This window comes from Acetobacter orientalis (assembly GCF_000963965.1).
Lineage (GTDB): Bacteria > Pseudomonadota > Alphaproteobacteria > Acetobacterales > Acetobacteraceae > Acetobacter > Acetobacter orientalis.
The window spans coordinates 83,024-106,418 of the sequence record NZ_BAMX01000003.1; the positions used below are offsets into that span (position 1 = coordinate 83,024).

Consider the following 23,395-nt stretch of genomic DNA (forward strand, 5'->3'; position numbering starts at 1 on the left):
TATGTGGGAAAAATGGTAAATATTTTTTATTTATTTATTTATTTATTTATTTATTTATTTATTTTATAATGGTAAATATATCATAAATTATTATTTTTAATTTAGTATTGGTGCATGAATATTTTATAGGGTTTCCGATTTAACGCAAACATGATATCAAATGGGTATTAATTTAGTTTCGGAACGGAAAATGGACACGATACCCCACCTCATTACCACAAAGGATGCCGCACAGAAAATTGGGATTTCGGAACAACGAGTACGTTCATTAATGCGTTCAGGCAATTTACAAGGTCAACAAATTGGCAAGCAATGGTTGACCACAGAGGATGCCATAAAAGTCTATTTGAAGAATAGAACTCGTGAACCTGTAGCAGATCAAATATGCCGCTTCCCCCACCATTCTAGCATTAAAGCATTATCATTTTTTTCTGGAGCAATGGGACTGGATCTTGGCTTAGAGAACGCTGGCATACCTATCCGAATGGCTTGTGAAATCGATAAACTATGCCGACAAACAATTATAAAGAATCGACCAGATATTGGTCTTATAGGCAATATTTGGGAATACACAGCTAAAGAAATACGTGAATTCTCTGGTTTAAGTCCCACAGAAGACATTGACGTTATAGTTGGTGGCCCACCTTGCCAAACATTCTCTACAGCAGGAACTCGTCGAGGCTTTCATGACTCTAGAGGAAACGCCTTGCTTAAGTATATCGACTTAATTTTAGAGCTAAAACCTAAGTTTGCCGTCATTGAGAATGTACGCGGCTTACTTTCCGCTCCCATGGTGCATACCCCCCACGCAAAAAGAGGATCAAATTGGCAGCCAACCCCGGAAGAACAATCCGGTGGGGCTTTAATGCATATTCTCAAAACTCTACAAAGCGCAGGCTATGGAGTATCATTCAATCTTTATAACGCAGCCAACTTTGGGGTGCCACAATCGCGGGAACGAGTAGTTTTAATCTGCTCACGAGATGGTAAAAAACTACCATACTTAACGCCGACTCACTCGCAAAAAGGTGATTTTGGTTTACCTAAATGGAGAACTTTTGCAGAAGCAGTGAAAGACCTTGACCCCAAAAACTGTGACCACGCGAAGTTCCCAGAGTCACGAGTGAATTTTTATAAACTTTTAAAGCCTGGGCAATATTGGAAACATTTACCTAAAGAGCTGCATCGTGCAGCACTAGGTAACTCACTAGACTCAGGCGGGGGTAAAACCGGATTTTTGAGACGTCTAGACTGGGAAAAACCTTCCTGCACCCTTGTCACTTCTCCTATTATGCCAGCAACAGACATATGTCACCCGGTTGAAAATCGTCCACTATCTGTGCAAGAGTATGCGCGTATTCAACAATTTCCAGATAGTTGGATTTTTTGTGGTTCCATTACTGATCAATATAGACAAATAGGTAATGCCGTTCCTGTCGGACTTGGTGAAGCTATAGGACGTACCATTTTAGCCCATATTGCAGGCCAAGAAAAAAGACCTCCAGCTAACTTTCCATTTAGTCGTTACAAAGACACTAATGACACTTCATGGGCGCATAAAATGAATACCAATATAGAAACCCAACATAGTACATTACAAAAAAATCTTTTCTCCCATGAGCCCCTTTAATTTAATGACTGCAAGTATTTTGTTACAAACTCCTTAAAACCCTCTTCAGAAAGCAAAGATGCTAACGTGGGGTCTGGAAAGGCCCCCCAATTTGAACCGATTTTTCTTGAAAATGTTCTGTGCCATTTTTTAATATCTGTTCCCAATCGAATTGCACTTGAAGAAGAATTTTCAGAATTATCTCTGTTTTTAACTTGCAATGAAGTCCATACTTCCTCCCTATCTGATGGTGGCTTTATAAAATCTACTGCTTTAACTATTGCTCCAGAACACCATATCCATCCCCTTGGTTCTAAAATAGAGGCAATATAACGTTCTAGTAAATCCCCAACAATATTCTCAGCTCCCATCGATAGGGCATGTTCACGCTGAATACGTCCGGTATCTGCTTCGGATATTTCAAAGTATGAAACAAGTATAACTGAGACCATCTCATCAGGTATAGTTTTAGGAGGCTTTGGCTTTTTAGGGACTCGCCCTTCAGAAAAGACTCGTGCCTGTTTCCGAATATATTCGACCGATCCTATCGAAGCAGAAGAACACCCACGTGGAGTAGATGCAGCTGTTGGGTAAAGAGAAAGAAACTTAATTAATTGAACATATGCATATACCAAATCGTTATTAACTTTGCTCATTTCATCAGCGGCAATATGAGCAGCACTTTCTACAAATTTCATAGCGTTCTCCTTATATTAAAAAAATACACTATGAAAATAAAAGAACAAGCCTTCCCTCCCCCATAAGCCCCTTACACTCAACTCTAAGCTAAAGATTTTACAAAAAATGAAAAACTAAATTGGGTATATCCTTCTAGATATTATATCATAAAAAATTATCTTTGTGTCTACCAAATAGCTTGTTCTTTTTTCGTTCTTTGCATGGAAATAGATTACCTTAATCTCCATGGGGTTTGTGTCAGGAGCCAGCAGTGTCCAATGGCTACCCGTTGGGTGCCTTGGACAAGCTGGCAAGGGGGAGTACCTCCCCCGTTGACCCCCGCAAATAAGGAGACTGAAACCATGCCTGAAATCCGAACGTCCCGCCTCTCCGTCAGGGCCAGACCCGACGAACTCGACCGCTGGCAAGTTGTCGCCAGACGGGCCGGGCACCATACTACCGCCGGGTGGATACGCGCTCTCTTGCGTGATGCCGAGTTCGCAGGCCAAGAGGGTGACCAACTCCTTGCTGAACTCAGAGGCCTACGAGGAGACCTTGCCCGTATTGGCAACAACCTCAACCAACTGGCCCACGCTGCCAATCGTGGCGAAGCGGTGGCCTGTGCCGCCACTTTGGACGACGTCGACGCCCTGAAAGACCGGACGGACAGACTGTTGCGCCGTATCCGCCCCGCTTCCCGGCAGACGATACATTGACCCTGCCCTCACAACTATGTGGCCATGATTGTCAAGGAAACCCGCATCAAGATAAGCAGTGGCCATAAAGCCCTTGCCGCCCATGTCTTGCGGGGTGAGAAGAACGAAGCCATTCTGGTGCGTGAAGGCAGCGAATACTGGCTTAAAGACTGGGTTAAGGAAGCCAAACGTGAAGGCCTGACCTATGGCCTCCGTCACATCGCCTTCAATCCCGAACCGGCCATGTCAGACAATGAATTGTCAGAGTTTGCTGACCGGATTTGTGAGGAACTCAAGGCCGATAAAGCCTCTCGCGCCCTTATCCTTCACCAAAAAGACGGTAAGAGGCATGGACATCTTATTCTGCCTGAATGGCAGCATAACCATGTGTTGAGTAGCCGCTTCTCCTATATGCGACTGGAGAAGGTCGCCCGGTTGGAAGAAATCAGGCTGGGGCATCCTTTAACGGCTGGGCGTCATGATACCGCTATTGCCAATGCTTTGCACAAAGAGGGCAAGCATCGCGAAGCCCAACTGGTGGAAGTTCTCATACCTGATGGTGCTCCCCTTCCCCGTGCCGCGTACACCTCTCAGGCACGCCGCATGACAGAACGACAGGCTTTGGATTTACCGGCTTTAAAGAAAGAAATTGCCGCCCTCTGGCAGCGTTCCGGCGAAAAACTCCCTGCCTTCCGCCGTCTATTACAAGAAAAGGGCCTTGTGATGCGTGAAGGCGATAGAAGCACCACCAGACCGGGTGCCCATATCATTGAAACAGCGGACGGCACTCTGATTGGTTCTTTTACCCGCCTGACCAAAATACGCATGAAAGACTTCCGTGCGCTTCTGATGCAGGAGGCCCTGCCAGCAGAAGAGCCCCACCCTGTGTGCCCAGTTGCCGCCCGTGCCTGCCGGTTAAGCCCGCTCAGCGCCAGACCGCCCCGCGTCTTGCCACCGGATGCCATGATTATCCCACTGCGTAGAGGGCCAAGGTCTCGTCCTACCGTGACTTCTCTCCATCAAACCAAAAACCTTAACCCCGGCTTTGCCCATTACCTAATAGACTGGAAAAAAGAGGTGACACGATGTGAACAGATTATCCGCCAGAACCCTTTATCGCTGTATGGGCCAGTCCCAACACGCGACCAAGTCTTCCAAAATATCTTACGCGAAATAAGGCCCCTTCGGATAAAACTGAAAAAGGCTAAGGAAACACTCGACTTAGCACATCAGGAACGTGAAGCCGCTTATGCCTCCTTATTGGGAGGTTTAACCGGACGACGGCACAAGGCCGATGAGGCTTTTGAAAAAGCCCTGCTTATCCTTACTGAGATACTCCGTTACCTCATTGAGACCTTACTTTACCTGTTTGGCCTGAGAGCAACGCCGCCCCATCCTCTGACCTTGCCGGTGCCCACAGCACGGGAACGGGATTTGGAAAACTACTATGACCAGAAGAAGAAATACATCTCAGTTCTTCTTGATAAAGAAAGAACCCTCGCTTTACTGAGGACCCTTTATCAAAAATCCATGGCGCAGAGGAAAGAAGAGCAAAAGAATGCTGAGACTGCCTACAAACCTACCCTCGAAGCCGCTCAAAACCGCTTACACCACCTCAGGCAACTCCCCGGCCTGCACAAAGACCTTGATAAAACCACACGGAAAGCCCTCTTCCGTGCCCAGCATACAGGACAGCTCGAACAAGCCCTCAAGATTTTACAAACATACGCCCTTAAAACAGACCAACTTCAAAACAAGTTTTTCAAGCCGGAAACAGAAGCCACAACTCGACAAAAACCCGCACCGAACCCGCAGACCAACCGCCGCCCCTCTGTCACCCCCTCACCTTTTTGAACGTTTTGGGAAGTCTCTTGACGAGAACTTGTTTCTTCTCCAAAGTGTTTCTCATAAATCGTTACCAAGAAGGACGTCTTTTAGCGTTTTCCTTGATGAAATCAGCAAGGTTTTGAACGCAACTCACCCGCATCTCAGGGTTCGAGTCCCGCAGTTCGCACCACAGACACCTGAAATAGCACGATTTTTCGGCTGAATGAGGGGCAAAGGCTGTCTTTGCTCCATCGTCCTTCCCCACCGAGGGAAGATTTTATGCTCCGTGTCCGAGGCACCACTTACCACTTCCGCCGTATCGTTCCCCCTGCCCTGCGAGCAGCCTTAAACCGGCGGGAAATCTGGGTTTCCCTAAAAACTGGCTACCAGAATGAAGCCCGCAAACGCGCTTCTCTGCTTCACGCCAGAACCACAGAATTATTTTCTCAGGCCCATCTGGCCCTCTCTGAACCAGACGCTTTAAGCAGGCTTGAGGGACTGCGGGTTGCACTGCGGGATTTGCAGAGCGTGAACCTGCCTTCATCTACTCAGGAAACGGGGTCCGTGCCGGTGTCAGCACCGATGCCAAAACCCCGAACAGCAAAGAAACCGGCCAAAGCACCCAAAGCCCAACCTTTGATGCTCTCTGGTGCCCTGAAACGCTTTGTGCTGGATAATCCCCACGCCAGCGCCGATACGAAAAAGGCGACCCAGCGGGCTGTAGACCTGTTCCTGCAAGCCTTTGGAGATGCCCCCGTGTCCATTATTGGTGGTGAGAAGGCCGGAGCCTTCCGTGACCTGCTGTTTTCCCTTCCAGCATCACTTGGCAAACGCAAAAGCAGTCTTACCCTTGAAGAAGAAGCTCAGCGGGCCAGAGAGGAAGGTCTGTCAACTTTGAGTGGCAAGAGCGTTAAAAACCATATGATGCGCCTCTCCGCCCTATGGAACCAGTTACATCAGCGGGAACTGGTCACACGCAATCCTTGGACGGGCTGGAATTTCGAGAACGGACAGAAGACCATACGCAGAAGCTGGACGACAAAGGAACTCGCTTTGCTGGCCTCCGCCTCATGGCACAGCACGTCGGTGCCAGAAGAGACATTCAGGCTGGTTACATTGATTGCAGCTTATAGCGGAATGCGACTGGGTGAAATCTGCACCCTGCGGAAAGAAGACATCCAGACTGTCGACGGCATCCCCTGTTTTCTTATCAGACCCCATACCGAAACCGGCTGGGCACCGAAAACAGAAGCAGGCAACCGTATTGTTCCTGTCCACTCAAAACTCATTGAAGCCGGTGTGCTGATGCTGACAGAGACCACGGAAGGCCCCCACCTCATTCCCGGCTTGGAAACTTCAAAGCAAGGTATCAGGGGCGCAGCACTGGGCCGGGCTTTCTCGTTACTCAAAACCCGCATTGGTCTGCCCGCTGAAATTACATTCCACTCATTCCGGCACACCGTATCAACCCAACTCAGAAACGCAGATGCCAATATCCGGGAGGTCTGGATTGACCGCTTACTCGGTCATGAAGCTACCCATAAAAGTCAGGGCACCACAACCTATCTGACAGGCATTTCAACAACCAATCTGCAACAAACCGTAGAGGCCATAAGCTACCCAGAAACAGCCTTTGCAAACCAGATGATTTAAAAGAGAGCCAGCAGTGTCGAATGGCTACCCATTCGACATCTGGCAAGGGGAAGATACCTCCCCCGTTGACCCCCTAAAGCACAGAAACCTGTCCTTTTAACCTGCACCTTGCAGGGCAGTACATATATGGAAAAGAGGGGGTTCACGGGGGAGAGCATTGCTCTCCCTCTGACCAGTTTGCAAACCATCGGAACACAACGTGTCCGCTGGTTTGCACGGCTGGCTATATTTTAACGTTATTTATTGTGCGGCAATCCAAGAACATGTGCAATCCAATTTGTTTCGCAATAAGTGGGGTCTTCATACGATGCAGCTTTCAATGACACAGCAGGACAGCTCAGAGTAATATCTGAAAGATTCATAGCCCAAGATATAGGCCACCCCCATATCTCTAAGGGACGCATATGGTCGCCACGCCATAATTGAACCTGCTGTTTCCAATCAGGGCCAGAACGCACAATACCAATTGGTTTGATATAGCTGCTCACACAGACCAATAGCATTACAACACATAGAACCTTCAAAATGGTTCTATAATTTTTTGATACATTGCTAGTAATAATCAGCAGTGCCATTTCAAAAAAAACTAACGGAATGAAATTGTAACGCTCCCCATCTTTACCATCGAACCAAGAATTTGCATCTGAGGAGATCATCCCTCCACCGAAAGAAACGACAGCCAACAAAAACCCAGAAACAAGAAGCCAACCGGCAGAAATATTACGATACCGCCAAGATATATACAATAAAAATAAAAAATAACACACTGAAATCAAAGAAAAGGAATACCACAACAATCCATTTTCATTGTAAGATTGTATAATAATCTGGCCTATTCTTCTAGAAATTGACGAACCTAAAATGGGATATACTCCCGTCCTTACAAACAGGATAGAACAAAGTGTCAAGGGATTTAAGAAATGACCACGCACAACACTTGGAGAAAAAAACAAAAATAACTGAACTATGCTACCCAAGCCCAAAAATATAGTCTGACACATACGGCTGACCGATTTATCAATGATGCTACGCAACAAAAATAAAGGACCCAATACAATAGCCCCAGGACCACAAAGTGGCGCAAGAACAAGAAGTAAAGCTTGATAAAACCATACCCAGAAATTTTTTGGGGTATTGATCGCCAATATCAAACCACAGCACAGTATAAGCTGATATTGAATGTGCATTACATTCAACCAAACTTCCTCACTAAAAGGGCAAAAGGCTATCACAAACAATAAGGCAGGCTTAATATATTTACCACAAAGCCAGTCAGCTTTGCCCCATAAAATTATTACAGCCGCCTGCATTTGAAAGAAAAATGCAATCCCTGTTGTTACGTAAGGCGCATTCTCTAAAGATACCCAACCGGCTTTCACAAGGCTCGCATCCAAAGCAGTAGAGGCATTGGCCCCTAAATTGAGGTAGCCAGCAAATGGACGCCACACAGCTTTCCAAGCAGGAAAATGCCATGCATATGCAAAAAAAACAGCGCCTTCTTCTGCTAGAAAGCGCCCTTGAAGGACAACGTTTGGTAATCGAAAAACAACAAAAAGAGCGAATAGAAGAATAATTACAATATTTTTTTTATTACTTCCAATAATAGAAAATTTTTTCATTCAAAAAAATCCCACTTAATCGATATTAAAATAAAAATTACCTATTTATTTTGAAGAAAAATATTAAGTAGACATTCGAGCAAATTTCTTATAAGAACGCAATAGAAATATATGAGATTTTAATTTTTACGATTACACAAAGGTTACAAACGTGATTGATGGAAAACGCATAGCAGTTGTTCTCCCTGCGTATAACGCCGAAAAAACGCTCCAAAAAACAGTTTCGGAAATACCTCGTAATGTCGTTGACGATATTATTTTAACAGACGATTGCAGTCAGGATAATACATCGACGTTAGCAAGGACGCTCGGTTTATATGTTGTAGAACACGACCGTAACAAGGGTTATGGTGGCAATCAGAAAACATGTTACAAAACCGCGCTTAGCCGCGGGGCAGATATTGTCATTATGCTGCATCCAGATTACCAGTATTCGCCGCGCCTTATTTACGCAATGTGTACCATGTTGACTTCTGGGCACTACGATGCTGTTATTGCATCGCGTATACTCGGGAAAGGCGCTCTCGCTGGCGGTATGCCTTTATATAAATATATTGCTAACAGATGTTTAACGTTAGCACAAAACATTCTTCTGAATGCCAAGCTTTCTGAATATCATACTGGCTACCGTGGCTGGACACGAAAAGTCTTGGAGGCCTTGCCGCTAGACGCCTGCTCTAACGATTTTGTATTCGATAATCAAATGATGGCTATGACTATCAATTCAGGTTTTCGTATAGGCGAAATTTCTTGCCCTACACGGTATTTTCCTGAGGCATCTTCAATCAACCTACAACGTAGCATTGTGTATGGCTTAGGTTGCCTTAAAACATCTACACAATACAGACTACATCAATGGAAAATTTTAAGCTTCCCTATATTTAAGAAATGAAAAAAATTATTATAATATCCACAGCAATAATTCTCTTTTTGTTGCCTGTTTTGTTTTTGTTTTACTTAAATAATGGGAATACAAATCAAAATATTGTCGAATATTTTCATCGCATAAAAACAATTTCTCCATTCTTAGGAGTGATTGTGTTTTGTATTCTTCAAATACTTATAGCTGTGTGTGGTGTATTACCTGCTTCTGTAGGTGCAGTGACATCAGGCATGATATTTGGATTACAGAATGGCTTTTTAATCGCTTCGACCACAACCCTCGTCGGAGCTTTGATAGCATTCTGGCTAAGCCGATCTATCTTTCGGAGTCCAATACAATCTTTTCTTAACAGGCACAAATTTTTCTTAATGTTAGAGCGAATGACAGAGAAGCAAGGCTGGAAAATGGTTTGCCTTTTAAGAATATCACCCATTCTACCTTTTGCTGTCACAAGCTATGTGCTTGGTTTTACCGAACTATCTACCGCTGATTATATTTTAGGCACACTAGCGTCATTGCCCGCGCTCTTAGGGTATGTCTTTATTGGTACCCTTACGCAGAACGGTTTTAGTCAAACCGACACAGGAAGTATATTTTATATAAAAATAGCTATATCTTTAGTCGCAATCGTAGGGACGCTTTTTTTAATTCGTAATATTAGTCAGTTATTTAAAAAATACATTGAATCTATATAGAACTAATATTCAATATTTATTTATAATACCTTTAAATTTTTCCAATCCAGTAGACTAGAGAAAACACTCTAATACAACCTCAACACCTCCAATAACCTTTCATAAATTGAGATAAAACCCTACGTTCGCACACCCTTCTGACTGAAATAACTTATACCTCGTTATTATTACGACATTATCGATTGCGTCATATTATTCCTTTACCAATACACCCAACCAAAGGTGCCGCTTACCTCATACAAATTGCCACAAGCACCAACCGATATAAACCTCCTGCTGTATCCAGCACCAATAACCTTGACTGCCCCACGGGTTTGCACGCACAATGAACCCGCAGTCACCATCTGAAGGATGATTTCTTCTGAAATTATCGTTCTTTTTCAATGGCTTATCTGATTGGTTGCGACCAAAGCGAGCGGGTTCGAGTCCCGCAGTTCGCACCATAAGTCCTTGATTTATAAGGATTTATTCGTTTCGACACTGTGATGATGGTTTTTTACCATCAGTCTTGCCAGCGGTATGAGCGTGCGGGATGAGAGTGCGGGATGATTAGAACGGTAGGAACAAGGTATTATTTCAGGCGTGCAGTGCCACGCGACATCCAAGCCATCTTGGGCCGAAAAGAGTTTTCTTTAGCCCTAAAAACCAGCAATAGAGTGATCGCACGCGAACGCGCAGGGTTACTCTATGGAAGGATTGGCGAGTTGTTCGATAAGGCCAAGGATATAGACGGGAAACCGACCAAAGCCGAACTTGAGGCGCTGATCGCCTTACAAGAGCAAATCATCCAAGACCACGAGAACGTGCGTGATGTTGAGCGCGCCGCCGCCGAAGCAAAGCGTAAAGCCAGTGAGGCTCAACATCTCTACGAGAAGCTGGCTATGGCAAAGCAGATGGAAGAGTTCTTCCAGCGCATGAATCCCGCCATGCGAGGGCTTGTTGAGAACCTAGAGCGCCTTAGAGTGAACCTGCTGGTAGAGAGCAAGGTTAGCGAGGCCGAAAAGCAAGGCTTACAGAACCAGATCGAAACCCTGAGCAGCATCATCAAAAGCGTCAGCCATATTGAAGAGCCAGAGACTGCCATAGAGGCAGGGACACCCACTGTTAAAGAGGTCACAAAGGCCAAGAAACCTACCAAGAGGCATAGCCCAACGCTTACCGAAATGACTGAGCGGTTCGTCTATCAGGACGAGAGCAAAAGTGCGGGCGTCATTAAAGACACAGGCAACACAGTGAGCCTATTCGTGGAAGCCTTCGGTGACATGCCAGTTGCCGATGTAACAGGACAGATTGCAGGCGAATTCCGCGACCTATTGCTTGGACTCCCTTCTAATCATGGCAAAGGAAAGGTCAGTCCGCCTTTGCGCGAAGCCGTGGAGCAAGCGGCAGAACTAGAGCTCGATACCGTATCCGGCAAGACCGTAAAGAACCATTTCTCCCGCATGTCTGCCCTCTGGCGACACCTTGTTCAGCGCGACTATGCCACACGGAATCCTTTTGAGAAATGGAAGTTCGACACCTCCAAAAAGGTCGAAAGACGGGCCTTCTCTGGCGCTGAGCTTCACACCCTTCTGACAAGCCGGTGGACAGGCAGAGCCACGTCAGAACGAACCTATGCCGGGATTGTCGCTACAGCCCTTTATACAGGTATGCGCCTTGGGGAACTGTGTAACCTGCGGAATAAGGACATAGAGATAATCGACGGTGTTCCCTGCTTCCATATCCAATCTTACACGGAAACGGTCGATGGAGCAAAACGGGACTGGTCGCCAAAAACGCAAGCCGGTGAGCGCATTGTGCCAATCCATAGCAAGCTGCTTGAGGCCGGAATCCTGAGTTTCAAGAACAGCGGACTCTACTTCTTTGATGAACTGGCGATTGCGCCTCATGGTGTGCGCGGGAACGACTTCGCACAGGCTTTTTCTAAGCATAAGCGCCGTCTCGGTATGCCAGAAGAAGTGTCCTTCCACTCCTTCAGACACACGGTATCCACCAAGCTGCGTAATCAGGAAGCGGGCATACGAGAACTCTGGATAGATGCGTTCCTTGGTCATGAGGCAACACATCGCTCACAGGGTACGACCAGCTATATGTCAGGCATTGAAGTGAAGAATCTGAAACGGGTCGCTGATGCTCTGAGCTACGATGAGGGCTTGGGGGATTTGCGGTGGTGAGTTTGGTTATCGCTGTGTTAGTCGCGTTTGTTATCGTGCGTGTGCGTTATGTGTCGTAGTATCATTATGTAAGCGGGATACAACCGGCCACTTGCGGCGGGGAATGCCGGGGAACGCCTTGTGGCGGGGGAATAGGTAAGGATGAGCACTGGATACCGGCAGGGCTGTAAGCAAGGCACAACCAATTCGATCCAGATAAACGACAGTAAGCGTGCGCCCCCGGAAACCGCCATTTTTGACCGGTCTTATCCATAGTATCCAATCCAGTAACCACACAGGAAGCCGGTAAGCCACCTGCGGTGGGGGATACCGGAGAGCGCCACACGGCGAGGATACCGAGAGACGCCGTGCGGCGCAGCAGTCTCTGCAAGCAGTGACTGGCAGGCTCGCTCCGCCTCGCTTTAACCCAACTCAACAGCCAGTTAACGACCCAATAACCTGTTAACAACACAAAAAAGCGATGCGGAGCGAGCCTGCCACCCCTTCGCTCTTTGCGAAACACCTGCGCCGCAAGGCACATCTGAGACCAAAATCTGGCCCCACAACCAAAAAAAATCCCACAAGTGGGCCAATCCGCACCCCGAGTGGGCCAGTTTTTACCCCTTGTGGGCCAGCAATTAACCGCTCTGGGCCATAGTTTTCAGACCTTATTCTTATTATTTTTCTCAAGTAAAATAGATAAATAACCTCAGAAATCCGCCATTTTCCCCTATTTCCCCCGGTTCAATCCCGCCATAAAAATCGTTACGAAACCGCATCACTGGCCCACTTGGCCCAGATGGCCCACGAAAAAACAGGGGGTTAAGAATTCGCGCGACTTTTCCCGCAAAAAAGGACATTCATGTCACCTTATTACCCTCTTGTCATAAAGGGACATTCAATGTCCTAAAGAGACACCAAATGTCTTCTTTTTACACTATCTCTTTAAACCTATTGTTTTTCTGTGGGCCAAGTGGGCCATCTGGGCCAGAGGTCAAAAAAACCGCAGAAAACCACCATTTTTTAATCAAAAAATCTGGGCCACACCCAAAAAACCTGTGGGCCAGCAAGCCTTTGAGTGGGCCAGTGATTTGCTATCGTAATGATAAATTGAGAAAGAACCGTAAAAAACGACCATTTTAGCCAAAACACCACACCTGTTAACAGCTTGGCTTGGCTTGGCCTACCCCACCCTACCAGACGCAAAAAAGGGAGCCGAAGTCCCCTTTTGTCTACCAACCTTTACCCGAAGCAGTCAGGATCGCAAATTTTGTCTGTGATCGTGTAAACTCTCATTCTTTTGCTTTCAAAGTATTCGTTTTTCGCAGAAATCCTATTCGTGAATCGTTTAACATTATCGCCATCACTGCTTGTTATAAGCAAACCTTTGTCAGCCAGCATTTTCAACGCATAGTCAACATTGATAGAATTCGCAGCGCATATCTTCTTCTTAAAAACATCAGTGAAGATGTGATATTGACGACATGTCGCTGTATCTTCGCAATAACCGTTCAAGTCCCGTATGATTCTCGGATTATCTTCATCACCGTCCGGCCCCTTGATGTCTTGAAACTGTGATCCGTTCGCCAGCAAATAGTTAGAAATAGCGTCAAGCGCTTGCCGCTCTTCAGATGTTGAAGTGACGTTATTCTTCTCTATCCATTCAAACATCAATTCCCTGCAAGCCAGCAGACAGTCGTTTTTGTAAAAGCCAATATCCTGACTGAGTATGCCATACTCAAAAGCTAACTCGCCTGCGATTGCAGCAAGCATGAACTTGTTTTTAATCCGCGCAAGCTGACCAATCTTGATCTGATCTGCTGTCAGCGCCAAAAATGACTCGCTCTCTCTTTCGTGCCTTTCAATGAGTTCTTCTATCCGACCTGAGTCAACATCAGCAGCCAGTCTTTTCAGAAAACACCGTGCAGCCGTGCCATAATACTTAGCGGCATTTGCATTCATCTGTTCAGCAAAGTCCTTGCTGCTTAAAGCGCCATTCAGCTTCTCGAACACACCAAAGCCAGCGCCAGCATCCGCAACGATATTTGTGAACCTCAGTTCTTGACCACCCTTGATTTTATGTCCTGCCTTTTCCAGCATATCCTCAAGCGTAAGCTCGCCAGATGACACAAACATTAAGTGCCATTCTTTTACTTTTCTACTCTTTGTATCAGAATACATACGCTCTTTACCAACACCGTTAGCGAGGGCGTAAACCGTTTCGCCTATTGTCCGAGCCGGTGCTTGCCCCAACTCATCAAGGGCTAAAAACGTGTCAGAGCTTGCTTCTGCCGTATTCTCAAAAGCGTTGCCTGTTGACTTCCAAGACCGCACTTGTCCGTCCGTGCCACCCCGTCCCGGCCCCCATACACTTGCCGCAGCAGTTAACAGCGTCGACTTACCGATTGAAGACGGGCCGACAAAATGAAATCCGCCTAGGTTCTTGAAGCTTTCACGGAATTTAATCAGGGGTGAAGCAAAAGCTGCACACAAAGCGAGTATCAAACGTTTATTGCCGACAGCTTTTTTAGCAACATGCTCCCGCCATTCTTCCAGTGTGCCGCGCTGTTTAAAACGGTCAGAACAAGTCATATCAAGCACGGGCACATACTCGCGCCGACCCGTTGCACTGCCGACTACTTCGCCGTTCGGCAGCAAGAAAACAGTGTGACCTGAGGCTTCACGCCAGCCTGCTTTCTTAAAGCCGATAGCATTTTCACCACCGGCTTGAACCGTTGACATGAAGGACTCAAACTTTTTCTCATGCTCAGAGTCAATCAACATCCCCTGCTCTGCAAGCTCTTTCACAATTTCTGTAGCTTTCTCCCTGAGTGGAAAAGAATAGTTTTTATAATCATGTTTTCCAGAAAGCATGTTTAAAAATCTTATACGCTTGTAATAAACAGTGCGTCCAGATTCTTCGAACTCGATGTTCGACAGAATTTTAAAAGGTGAAGCGATCGGCGTCTCTGTTTCCGAAATGATTTCACCTTCTTCGTTACGCCTTGCATAATACAAACCATCAGGGCGCATCTCATAGCCGCGTTTGAACACTGTAGCGCCGGGGTCAACGTAGTCCTGAGCAGTTTCCTGCAACATGCCCCACACTCTGCTACTATTGCTGTTACTGAGATTTTCAAGAAAGCAGTTCAGCACTTTTAAGCTTGCACAGGAGCCTGTTAACGCCCTGCCTGCCTCATCAATGTCGTGACCAAGGAGATACACCTCCCGGCCCTCCAACGGCTCAATATTCACGCGGCCTGCACCAGACATCAAGCTGACAATGACGGCCTCTGAGAACAGCGCCTGCGCTCTCTCAACAAGCCCTTCATTGTCTACCAGAACAACAGGCTTGTCTTGAGACGCAGCAAGTTTGTCCAGACCGTAAAGGAACCGAGGTGGCCGAGGGAGTATCTCTTCCTGCCGATACCAGCCTGTGCTGACAGCGTCGCCATCACTGCACTCGCAGTGGTAGCGCGTCTCTTTCCGACCATCAGGCAACACAGACACAAACGCCAGCAAACGGCTCGCGTTGTTACGATAAAGATACTGCTCACCGCTACAACCAGCAGGTTGTTCGTCTGTTGCTTTCAGTGTGTATGTTTTACCAGTGATTGAGACCACTGTATGAGTGCGCGTCAAGCGGTGCGTCCCCTCTTCCTCCCTCTCAAGATTGACGGGAGAGTGCGTTCTGCGCCTCTTTTTTGAATGTTGTGTCATCGGTTTTCCAAAATATAAGGTCTTGATCACTTCAAGATTTTGGAATAATCACGCTCTCGCTCAGTTTTTAGATCGCTGATTGAGAATAGCTTGAAGTTTGCACCTTGAAGCTATTCCATTCCAAAATCTTGCTCTGCCCCATTACTCTTCTTTCCAGAATAATGAGTTTTTAGAACAGTCGTATTCTGGGACGTCTTACGAAGTCAGAAACCACATAGATCATGTTGCCTCCAGAGCGTCTTGTGAGCTTTCTCCTCATGAGAGTGCTCTCACCATGTTCAAATTGCTTATGAAAAACGAAATAGATTTTACAAGGAAAATATTTTCCAATTGTGAAAATATCTGCTCGAAAACAGTCTTCCCAACTACCTGCCAATACTGAAAATGAGGCCTACATAGCCCCTAAACACGTGGACTCCCAAAGTGCTGAAATTTATTTTTGTAAAGCCTGCAAAAAAGTTGCTTTGCTCACGGTGAACTCAGCTGCCCACCTGAGACTCTACAGAACGCAAAAACTAACCGTTATGTAATCAATGTGCTTTAAGGCTGTCGTCGGGTCATGTGCCCATCAACTGAGTGACGTTTACATTAACGACCAAGCCGCGAAGGCAACCTGCACAGATAAGAGTAAAGTGACGCTAACTAACTGTGCGCCCTCTTCTCCCTAATCCTACAGCTCTGCTTTCGCCTCATGCCGGTCATCTAGGCGGTTGGGAGGGTTTACCGAAAGCTGACATGAATCATCCGATGTTCTCGCGGAAAGACGGATAGCGGACTTGTGCACACATTCTACCCTGTCGAGGTTCGAATCTCGGCGGACGGGTCGCGCTGGAAGCAGTCAGGCGGGACTTTGTTCAAAGATTGCTTATGGCTGCCACCGAGTTGTGTGCATTACTGGAATCTAGCGAAAAGCTAAGGCTCCGCTAGTTACGCTCGAACCGCAACTCGACCCATTTGCATATCGACCGCGGTCGGACCTTGTCGATTGAAGCGGATTTTGAAATTTACCTCGTCGCCAATCATCAACTCATCGAACACATCCGCGTCTGACATTGATCGATGCGCGAGTAAGTCGCTCGGGTATGCGGAGCTCCGCAGAAAGGCATATCCTGGCCTAAGCGAAGTAATTCTTCCAGAATGACGGTTCAGTCTTTTGGTAAACACATTATCGGTTCGCGAAGTCCCTCGGCGGAAATCATCCGGAGCACCCTGCTCAATCTCGGAGAATAAATTCTCGCAGGCCTCAATCTTACCGCTAAGAAATAGAAGTTGAGCAAGATCGAATCTACTTTCATAATTTCGATCTCCTCTGGAGAAGCTTCGTCCGAGGTGGTCTTCGACCTGCGTCAAGTCTGGTGCTTCGCCGTTCATGAGGTGCATCGCCATAGCATGGTGCGTTGGCCTATCGTCTGGGTTCCGACCCAAAGCCGCTTGAAGAGTCTTAAACGCCTCCAAAGATCGGCCTCGAGCATCATACAACCGCGCCACTTTGATCGCCGTGCTTGAGCCTCGGGCGCCAGCCGCCAAAGCCTGTTCAAGCGCGCGCAACGCCTTGTCCTCTTCATCTACCTCTTGACGGAAGCGAGCCTCCACCTGGTCAATATCAGCGTCATCAGGGAAGTTCTGCTGAGCGCGCAGGATCGCACCTTCCGTGGCCTTAACCTTCTCCGCATAAGCGACCGCATCATGCGGGCTTCCGGTGGCATCCGCCTTGTTCGCCAAGTCGACGACCTCGTCAACGAGTAGCTTGAGTCGACTTGACACTGCAAACCGGTCATTCGCCGGCATTTCGTTCAGTCGCTCGCGCGCTTCCGATCGATCTCTGCTTGAGTATGGATAATCGTTTTGTTGCGGGGCTCGAGATCATGCGCCTCGCCAGCGAGCCGGTCGGCATCCGTCAGAGAACCTTCTCGATGATGCGCTTCCAGCAACGCCCATTGCTGATACAAGAATGCCTGCTTGGGTGCGGCTGTTATCGCCGCTTCATAGACTTGTCTAGCTTGGTCGATAGATGCGAAGGCATCGGCGAGAGATCGACCTCGACAGATCTCCTCAAGCGCTCGTTTGTCGACGGAATACCCAACATCAAGGCCTTCGACGATGCGCTTCAACTGCATCGCCTTGCTTTGGTCATCCAGGCAGGTCTCCTTGAAGACGATCGCAGCCACGCGCGAATGGCGCGTCTTGTAGCAAAGATCTCCCGAGTAGGGATCCTTCTCCACTCGAACGATGCCCCGCAATGGCTCAAGAAACTGAGCCTGGAAGTCCTCGAACGCAACTCCTGAAATGCGAGAAATGATTCCAGCGCGGACGTTAACCGAGAACTGGTGCATGGTAGCGATGTCTAGATATAGCTGCTGCGCCTGCTCCGGAAAGATCCTTTGGTGCTCTTCAAGGATGATCTTCTCGAAAGGTTTCCCCAGAGTTAGCTCGTGAAGGGCGACGAGCAACTGCCTATCCGCCCTATTTTTGTCCATAAAGGCCCTGATTTGATCATCGCGCGAAAGCCTCCCAAGCAGTCCTAGGCAGGCATGCCGAGCTAGCAGGTCGAGCAAGCCCTCAACCTCCGACATGGACAAATTACTGACCCTCAGAAATTCAGGGGGGAACTCCATGTCCAGCGCCCCACAGTAGCTGTTCCAATCCGCATCACGCTCGGCACCGATCACGATTACCGGCAACGAACGCACGCATGCGCTTCTGAGGAAGGAGAGGACCTGATGCACGCGGAAGCCGATTTGGTCGATGAACAGGTAAATGGGCTGACGGCTCAGATCGTATATTTCCGCGATAACGTCGAAGTGCAGCGCGCCGCCTTCCTCGAGCCACACGGCGAGTGCGCCCGACGCGGTTGCAGCCTCAAACGCTGTCCTTTTTAACGCGATCGTCTTACCTGCGCCAGCAGCACCACGGAGCATGATAAAACTCGGCCCTGCAGGATTCTCGTTTTCAAGAAGCGTCTTGAACAAGAGGTCATCCTCGACTTTACGTCGGACATCGAGACGGTTCACGATTCCACCCCAGCCGGTGTCGTAGCCCTGATAGAACTGCTCGGGGGATTGCTCCTCAATCGCCATGTTTGCGTGGATATAAGTGAGGTCTTTGACGAAGGCCTGCCTTAACTTCTCACTTTCCGGCTCGTTACTCTGAAAATGTTTACGGATCGGGAAGTCGACCGTCTGTGTCGATGAGGCTAGTTGCCTGAAAAGCGGCGGTATCTCATCCGAGAGGGCGTGCATGAACTCGCCAAAGCGGCACTTTATGATGCCAACATTCTGCGTGGCCCAATAATCTACATCATAGTCTTCGGCATCCGGTGTTACCATAAACCAACGGGGCCGTTTCTCTACACCGATGTCGTAAATTAGGTTCCTGATATGTGGATCGTCGAGGCGATACCCGATGAACAGCAATGTGGACTCGTGGGCGTAGTCCACCACCCTACCAAACAGCCGCGTGCGATTTGCCTTGTATCTGGAATAGCTTTCTTTCGTCAGGATCGGGGGGATGTCGCGGTCATGGATATGATCGAGGCATCCATGCAGTTTTAAGTACGCCAAAGGCCGCTCAGCCTCTTGGAGCCGGGCCTCCACCGGTTCATCGTCTTTGACAAATCTCACGAGATTTTGCCGACGCGCCTTCACATCAGCGTACGCGTGCTCGATCAAGAGGTCATAATTAGTCGTCGCGATCATCCGCCAGTTGAAGTCGGCGAGAGCGCGATGCGCGTCGCTCGGCTCAAAAGGCGCCAAGATCTTCCGCACCTCCTCGAACACGAGCGATTGGCCAGCACTGTTGCGGATTGCCATCTCCGCAACAGTCATCAAATCTCTATTGGGTATTGGCTTCCCGAAGAAATGTTGCGCCAACGCATCTCGGAGCTGGTCGGCATCAGGTGGGCGGTTACCGCGCAGGTCAACCGCCTCTTTTGACGCTCCCGCTCCTAAAAAAGGGATAACTCGAGTTCCCTTTACGGCGTCGATGAGTGCAGGTGGGATTGTAATTTTGGGCATCGACTGGAGGATGCCACGCTAGGGCTGCAACCCGCAAGTGAGTTCCGTGGCATGCCCCGCACCTATCTTTAATCAGCCCCCGGTGTTTGCCCAGAACAAGGTTCTACGGACGACCCCCGTACTGCACGAGTGGCAGGTTCCGGCGGAAGCTACCGTGCCGGGCGAGGCCGATGAACGACCAGCTCTGCTCGAAAGCTGCTGCACTGTCGGCCTGGGCACACAAGTATCGGAAAATAGCTCGGAAACGGTGGTGTACGGTGATCGGCGGCAATATCGGGCTATGGAGGGCAATCGGCGGACCAGGTAGGACTCGAACACTTACACTGAATCAATTGGCTGGTACTTGGCAGTTTTATGAGCAAAATGTCGGCTTCCAGAAAGTCTCATGGGCTATTTGAACGCCTGAAATGGGGTGAAGCGTTCGCGAGTGTCGTCCATGTAAATGTCCGGTTTTACCGATCACCCGACACAAAGCCGACCTTCCGTTTACCCCCCCCTGATCGGCCTGTCTGCTCAATGATACAGGAGCAGACAGGCAGCAGTCGCCTCATCTCGGTCAAAAGAAGAGCCGTTCCAGTTTCCGAAAAGCGGACGGTCGGCAATAATTCTCGTTATCCGCCGATGTCCTCCTCCAGACTTCTGATTGCTGCATGTGCAGCTGATCAGGAGAAAGTATCATGGAAAAGAAAACGCGTTTTCCATCGCCTACGCTGAAGGCGTCCGTGCCTTGGAATGCAGGAAAAATGGTTGGCGCCAAGCGGGCGCTCAAAGAAAAGCACGTCTGGGCTATTCGGTTCTGGCTGGGGAGCGAACAGCGTGTCAGAGACAGAGCTTTGTTTGATCTTGCTCTCGATAGCAAACTCAGAGTCTGCGATCTTGTCAGCCTTCGTATCGGCGACATCGTTACCAGTGGTCAGGTGCGCCACCGAGCCATGGTCGTCCAGCAGAAAACCCGGCGACCTGTGCAATTCGAAATTACAGAAACAACGCGGGAAAGCGTGCGGGCGTGGCTGGAACATCGAGGTGGTGGCTTGAATGAGTATGTTTTTCCAAGTCGCCTCAGCGCCAAAGCTCACCTGAGCACAAGGCAATACGCCCGGCTTCTGGATCAATGGGTTCAGGCGGTGGGATTGATCGCCGGGGAATATGGAACTCATTCGCTCCGCCGGACTAAGGTTGCCATGATTTACAAACGAACCGGTAATATCCGGGCCGTGCAGATCCTGCTGGGTCATTCAAAACTGGATAGTACGGTTCGATACCTTGGGGTGGATGTCGAGGACGCTCTGGCACTGTCGGAAGCCACTGATCTCTGAAATCGAATATGCCTCAGGAATTCTCTACCTCCTCCCTATGTGTACATGTTATGATGACACATGGGGAGGAGGCCATGAGCCAGCATCTTTCAGACAACGCACCATTACCACAGAAAATCGGTGTTCGGGAGTTCCGGGGAAACCTGACAGCGTATCTGCGTCAGGTCAGGCAGGGCAGTACGATCTTGGTGACGTCTCATGACCAGGTCGTAGCCGAACTGCGGCCGCCAGCCTCTTCCTATCGCCCCCGTCGTCAACCTGGCGCATTGCGCGGACGGATCAGAATAAGCGAAGATTTTGATGAGACACCGACGGACCTTCTTGAAAGCATGGAACGCGACCTGTGAAGGTTCTGCTTGATACGCATGCGTTGCTGTGGTGGCTTTCGGACTCCGACCGGCTGGGTGAGACTGCACGGGAAATCATCGCAGACCCGGTTCACGATATTCTGGTGAGTATCGTGTCACTCTGGGAAATTGCGATCAAAATCCGTATCGGAAAGCTGGATGCGGATATGAACGATATTCTGGCAGCCATTCCTGAAGAAGGTTTCTCTCTATTACAAATACAGCCCGAACACCTGCAGATCCTGATGTCTTTGCCTCTGCATCATCGTGATCCGTTTGACCATCTCCTTATGGCGCAGGCGCAAGCTGAACACGCCACATTTCTTTCGGAAGACGGACAAATGGATCATTACCCCATCAAGAGAATACGCTGTTCGTGAAGCAGAAACTGCCGTCAGAACACGCCCTCACTCAAGACGTAAAAGCGTAGAAAAGCATTTTCCGAGAGCGGACATTTTCCTGATTGAACGACTTTATCCGAAGAGTGAACATCGATAATCACGTCAATAAATTCAACAAAAAGCATGGGAAAAATAGTTTTGTAACTTATTCTTTCGAACGCAGTTAAAGTTTGCTGCTGAACGAAGAGAACGTGATGACCCCGCCCCGCACCACTACAGGCATTACTGACGAAACTCCTGCTATTCCGAGGCTCAATCGGGCCTTGTTTGCCTTATGCGCTCTCAATTTCTTCATGGCGGACGTCCAGGCGGGGATAGGGCCCTTTCTGGGCGTTTTTCTTCAGCGTCACGGCTGGCAGACGGGACCGATCGGAACCGTCATGACCGTGGGTGGCGTTGCCGGAATGCTCGCCACCATTCCCGCGGGCGCGCTGATTGATCACACGACGAAAAAGCGGTTGCTCGTCATTGTGGCAGCGCTCTGCACGATTTCTGCTTCACTGCTTCTGCTAAGCTCGCAAGCAACGTTCGTTGTGACGGTCAGTCAACTTGCAACTGCTTTGGCCGGAGCTGGGATTGGCCCTCTGATGGCGGCCATAACGCTCGGGATCGTGCGCCAGAAAGGCTTCAACACACAAATTGGCCGTAACCAGGCCTGGAACCACGCCGGCAATATGGCCGGGGCCGGACTGTCCGGCTGGCTGGGATGGCAGTTTGGCCTCTCAGCGATTTTCTTTCTTGAAGTCGCCTTCGGTCTGTTCGCCATTTCTGCGGTGCTCCTGATCCCGGAAAAATCCATAGATCATAAAGCTGCACGCGGACTGGACGATGAACCCGCTCACGATGAGGGGACGACCGAGGGGTTACGATCCTTTCTGCGACACAAGCCTCTTCTCATTCTGGCGAGTTGTTTGTGTTTCTTCCATCTCGGAAATGCCGCGATGCTCCCGCTCTACGGCATGGCGGTCGTCAGTGCAGGCAAAGGTAATCCCGCCATGTTCACGGCGATGACTGTGATGGTCGCACAGGCTGTGATGATCGTCGTGAGCCTGCTGGCCATACGTGTCGTCAGGAACCGTGGGTACTGGATCGTCCTGCTGATATCGTTTGCCGCCCTACCGCTGCGTGGTTTGATCGCGGGAAGCTTCATCCAGCATTGGGGGGTGTGGCCGGTGCAGATCCTCGATGGGATCGGTGCGGGGCTTCAGAGTGTCGCCGTGCCGGGTCTGGTGGCCAGACTGCTGAACGGAACCGGACGCATCAATATCGGACAGGGTGTGGTCATGACGGCGCAGGGCATTGGAGCAAGCCTTTCTCCGGCTCTGGGAGGATGGCTTGCCGAAGATCTCGGATATCCGGTGGCGTTTTATTGTCTGGGCTGTTTTGCAATCTTATCACTGGGGCTCTGGATAGGCTCGGCATCGATCCTACGCTCTGCCGATCAGGTGTCGGCATGACCTTTCACCAAGAGGCGATCTGGGCAATCGCGGCTCTGGCGACGGCCGGTGTCATAATCCAACCGTTCCGGGTCCCGGAGTGGGTATGGGCCGTCATAGGGGCGGCAGCCCTCGTGCTTACGGGGCTGATCCCCCTGACCATGGCGGAGACCGGCCTCCTGAAGGGCGGCGACGTCTATCTGTTTCTGATCGGCATGATGCTGCTCAGTGAAACGGCGCGTGCAAACGGGCTGTTCGACTGGATCGCGACCTGGGCGGTCAATCATGCCGCAGGTTCAACGGCAGTGAACTGCCCCGGGTTTACCGGAGAGAGATTTGTTCAGTAATCA

At 49.0% G+C, this 23,395-nt stretch carries 17 protein-coding genes; 12 read left to right on the plus strand and 5 right to left on the minus strand.

Annotation, left to right across the window (positions count from 1 at the left end; genetic code table 11):
• Window positions 1-160: 160 nt before the first annotated feature.
• Window positions 161-1,630 carry a DNA cytosine methyltransferase gene (locus tag Abor_RS01530; RefSeq protein ID WP_219809786.1) on the plus strand — a complete coding sequence of 490 codons (1,470 nt, stop codon included), beginning with the start codon at window positions 161-163 and terminating at the stop codon, window positions 1,628-1,630.
• Here Abor_RS01530 and Abor_RS01535 read toward each other — a convergent pair.
• Window positions 1,627-2,307, minus strand: coding sequence for a SinI family restriction endonuclease (locus tag Abor_RS01535; RefSeq protein WP_048840068.1), 681 nt, complete (start codon window positions 2,305-2,307; stop codon window positions 1,627-1,629). The genes Abor_RS01530 and Abor_RS01535 overlap by 4 nt on opposite strands.
• 342 nt (window positions 2,308-2,649) lie before the next feature.
• Between Abor_RS01535 and Abor_RS01540 the strand changes: the two genes are divergently transcribed.
• From Abor_RS01540 to Abor_RS01550, 3 genes are all read left to right on the plus strand, one after another.
• Window positions 2,650-3,003, plus strand: coding sequence for a MobC family plasmid mobilization relaxosome protein (locus Abor_RS01540; protein WP_048840099.1), 354 nt, complete (start codon window positions 2,650-2,652; stop codon window positions 3,001-3,003).
• Between the two features lie 24 nt (window positions 3,004-3,027).
• Window positions 3,028-4,836: a hypothetical protein gene (locus Abor_RS13090; RefSeq protein WP_244877853.1), complete on the plus strand. Its 1,809-nt coding sequence runs from the start codon at window positions 3,028-3,030 to the stop codon at window positions 4,834-4,836.
• Between the two features lie 252 nt (window positions 4,837-5,088).
• Window positions 5,089-6,462, plus strand: coding sequence for a site-specific integrase (locus tag Abor_RS01550; RefSeq protein ID WP_048840069.1), 1,374 nt, complete (start codon window positions 5,089-5,091; stop codon window positions 6,460-6,462).
• Between the two features lie 236 nt (window positions 6,463-6,698).
• Here Abor_RS01550 and Abor_RS01555 read toward each other — a convergent pair whose 3' ends face one another.
• Entirely contained in the window at window positions 6,699-8,081 is a 1,383-nt protein-coding gene (locus Abor_RS01555) for a hypothetical protein (protein WP_048840070.1), read from the minus strand.
• A gap of 151 nt (window positions 8,082-8,232) precedes the next feature.
• On the opposite strand from Abor_RS01555, the gene Abor_RS01560 reads away from it, so the two are divergent.
• The 3 genes from Abor_RS01560 (at window position 8,233) to Abor_RS01570 (ending at window position 11,833) form a co-directional block, all read left to right on the plus strand.
• Window positions 8,233-8,973 carry a glycosyltransferase family 2 protein gene (locus tag Abor_RS01560; RefSeq protein ID WP_048840071.1) on the plus strand — a complete coding sequence of 247 codons (741 nt, stop codon included), beginning with the start codon at window positions 8,233-8,235 and terminating at the stop codon, window positions 8,971-8,973.
• On the plus strand, window positions 8,970-9,659 hold the full coding sequence (locus Abor_RS01565; protein ID WP_048840072.1) for a TVP38/TMEM64 family protein: 690 nt from the start codon (window positions 8,970-8,972) through the stop codon (window positions 9,657-9,659). Before Abor_RS01560 ends, Abor_RS01565 begins: the two co-directional genes overlap by 4 nt.
• A gap of 545 nt (window positions 9,660-10,204) precedes the next feature.
• Window positions 10,205-11,833 (plus strand): DUF6538 domain-containing protein, encoded by a 1,629-nt coding sequence (locus Abor_RS01570; RefSeq protein ID WP_048840073.1) that lies wholly within the window; start codon window positions 10,205-10,207, stop codon window positions 11,831-11,833.
• A 1,221-nt stretch (window positions 11,834-13,054) separates the two neighbouring features.
• Here Abor_RS01570 and Abor_RS01575 read toward each other — a convergent pair.
• The 3 genes from Abor_RS01575 to Abor_RS01585 form a co-directional block, all read right to left on the minus strand.
• Window positions 13,055-15,454, minus strand: a complete 2,400-nt coding sequence (locus tag Abor_RS01575) for a DUF927 domain-containing protein (protein WP_158319710.1) — start codon at window positions 15,452-15,454, stop codon at window positions 13,055-13,057.
• Window positions 15,455-16,459: 1,005 nt separating this feature from the next.
• Window positions 16,460-17,320, minus strand: a complete 861-nt coding sequence (locus tag Abor_RS01580; RefSeq protein WP_048840075.1) for a hypothetical protein — start codon at window positions 17,318-17,320, stop codon at window positions 16,460-16,462.
• 5 nt (window positions 17,321-17,325) lie between these two features.
• Window positions 17,326-19,356, minus strand: coding sequence for an SIR2 family NAD-dependent protein deacylase (locus Abor_RS01585; protein ID WP_186806682.1), 2,031 nt, complete (start codon window positions 19,354-19,356; stop codon window positions 17,326-17,328).
• An 866-nt stretch (window positions 19,357-20,222) separates the two neighbouring features.
• Between Abor_RS01585 and Abor_RS01590 the strand changes: the two genes are divergently transcribed.
• The 5 genes from Abor_RS01590 (at window position 20,223) to Abor_RS01610 (ending at window position 23,392) form a co-directional block, all read left to right on the plus strand.
• Window positions 20,223-20,861 (plus strand): tyrosine-type recombinase/integrase, encoded by a 639-nt coding sequence (locus tag Abor_RS01590; protein WP_048840077.1) that lies wholly within the window; start codon window positions 20,223-20,225, stop codon window positions 20,859-20,861.
• Between the two features lie 8 nt (window positions 20,862-20,869).
• Window positions 20,870-21,208 (plus strand): type II toxin-antitoxin system Phd/YefM family antitoxin, encoded by a 339-nt coding sequence (locus tag Abor_RS01595; protein WP_181014192.1) that lies wholly within the window; start codon window positions 20,870-20,872, stop codon window positions 21,206-21,208.
• Window positions 21,205-21,588: a type II toxin-antitoxin system VapC family toxin gene (locus tag Abor_RS01600; RefSeq protein ID WP_006560236.1), complete on the plus strand. Its 384-nt coding sequence runs from the start codon at window positions 21,205-21,207 to the stop codon at window positions 21,586-21,588. The genes Abor_RS01595 and Abor_RS01600 overlap by 4 nt, the downstream gene beginning before the upstream one ends.
• A gap of 191 nt (window positions 21,589-21,779) precedes the next feature.
• Complete coding sequence (locus Abor_RS01605) at window positions 21,780-23,066, plus strand: MFS transporter (protein WP_048840079.1); 1,287 nt, start codon at window positions 21,780-21,782, stop codon at window positions 23,064-23,066.
• Window positions 23,063-23,392: an SLC13 family permease gene (locus tag Abor_RS01610; protein WP_048840080.1), complete on the plus strand. Its 330-nt coding sequence runs from the start codon at window positions 23,063-23,065 to the stop codon at window positions 23,390-23,392. The genes Abor_RS01605 and Abor_RS01610 overlap by 4 nt, the downstream gene beginning before the upstream one ends.
• Window positions 23,393-23,395 lie beyond the last annotated feature (3 nt).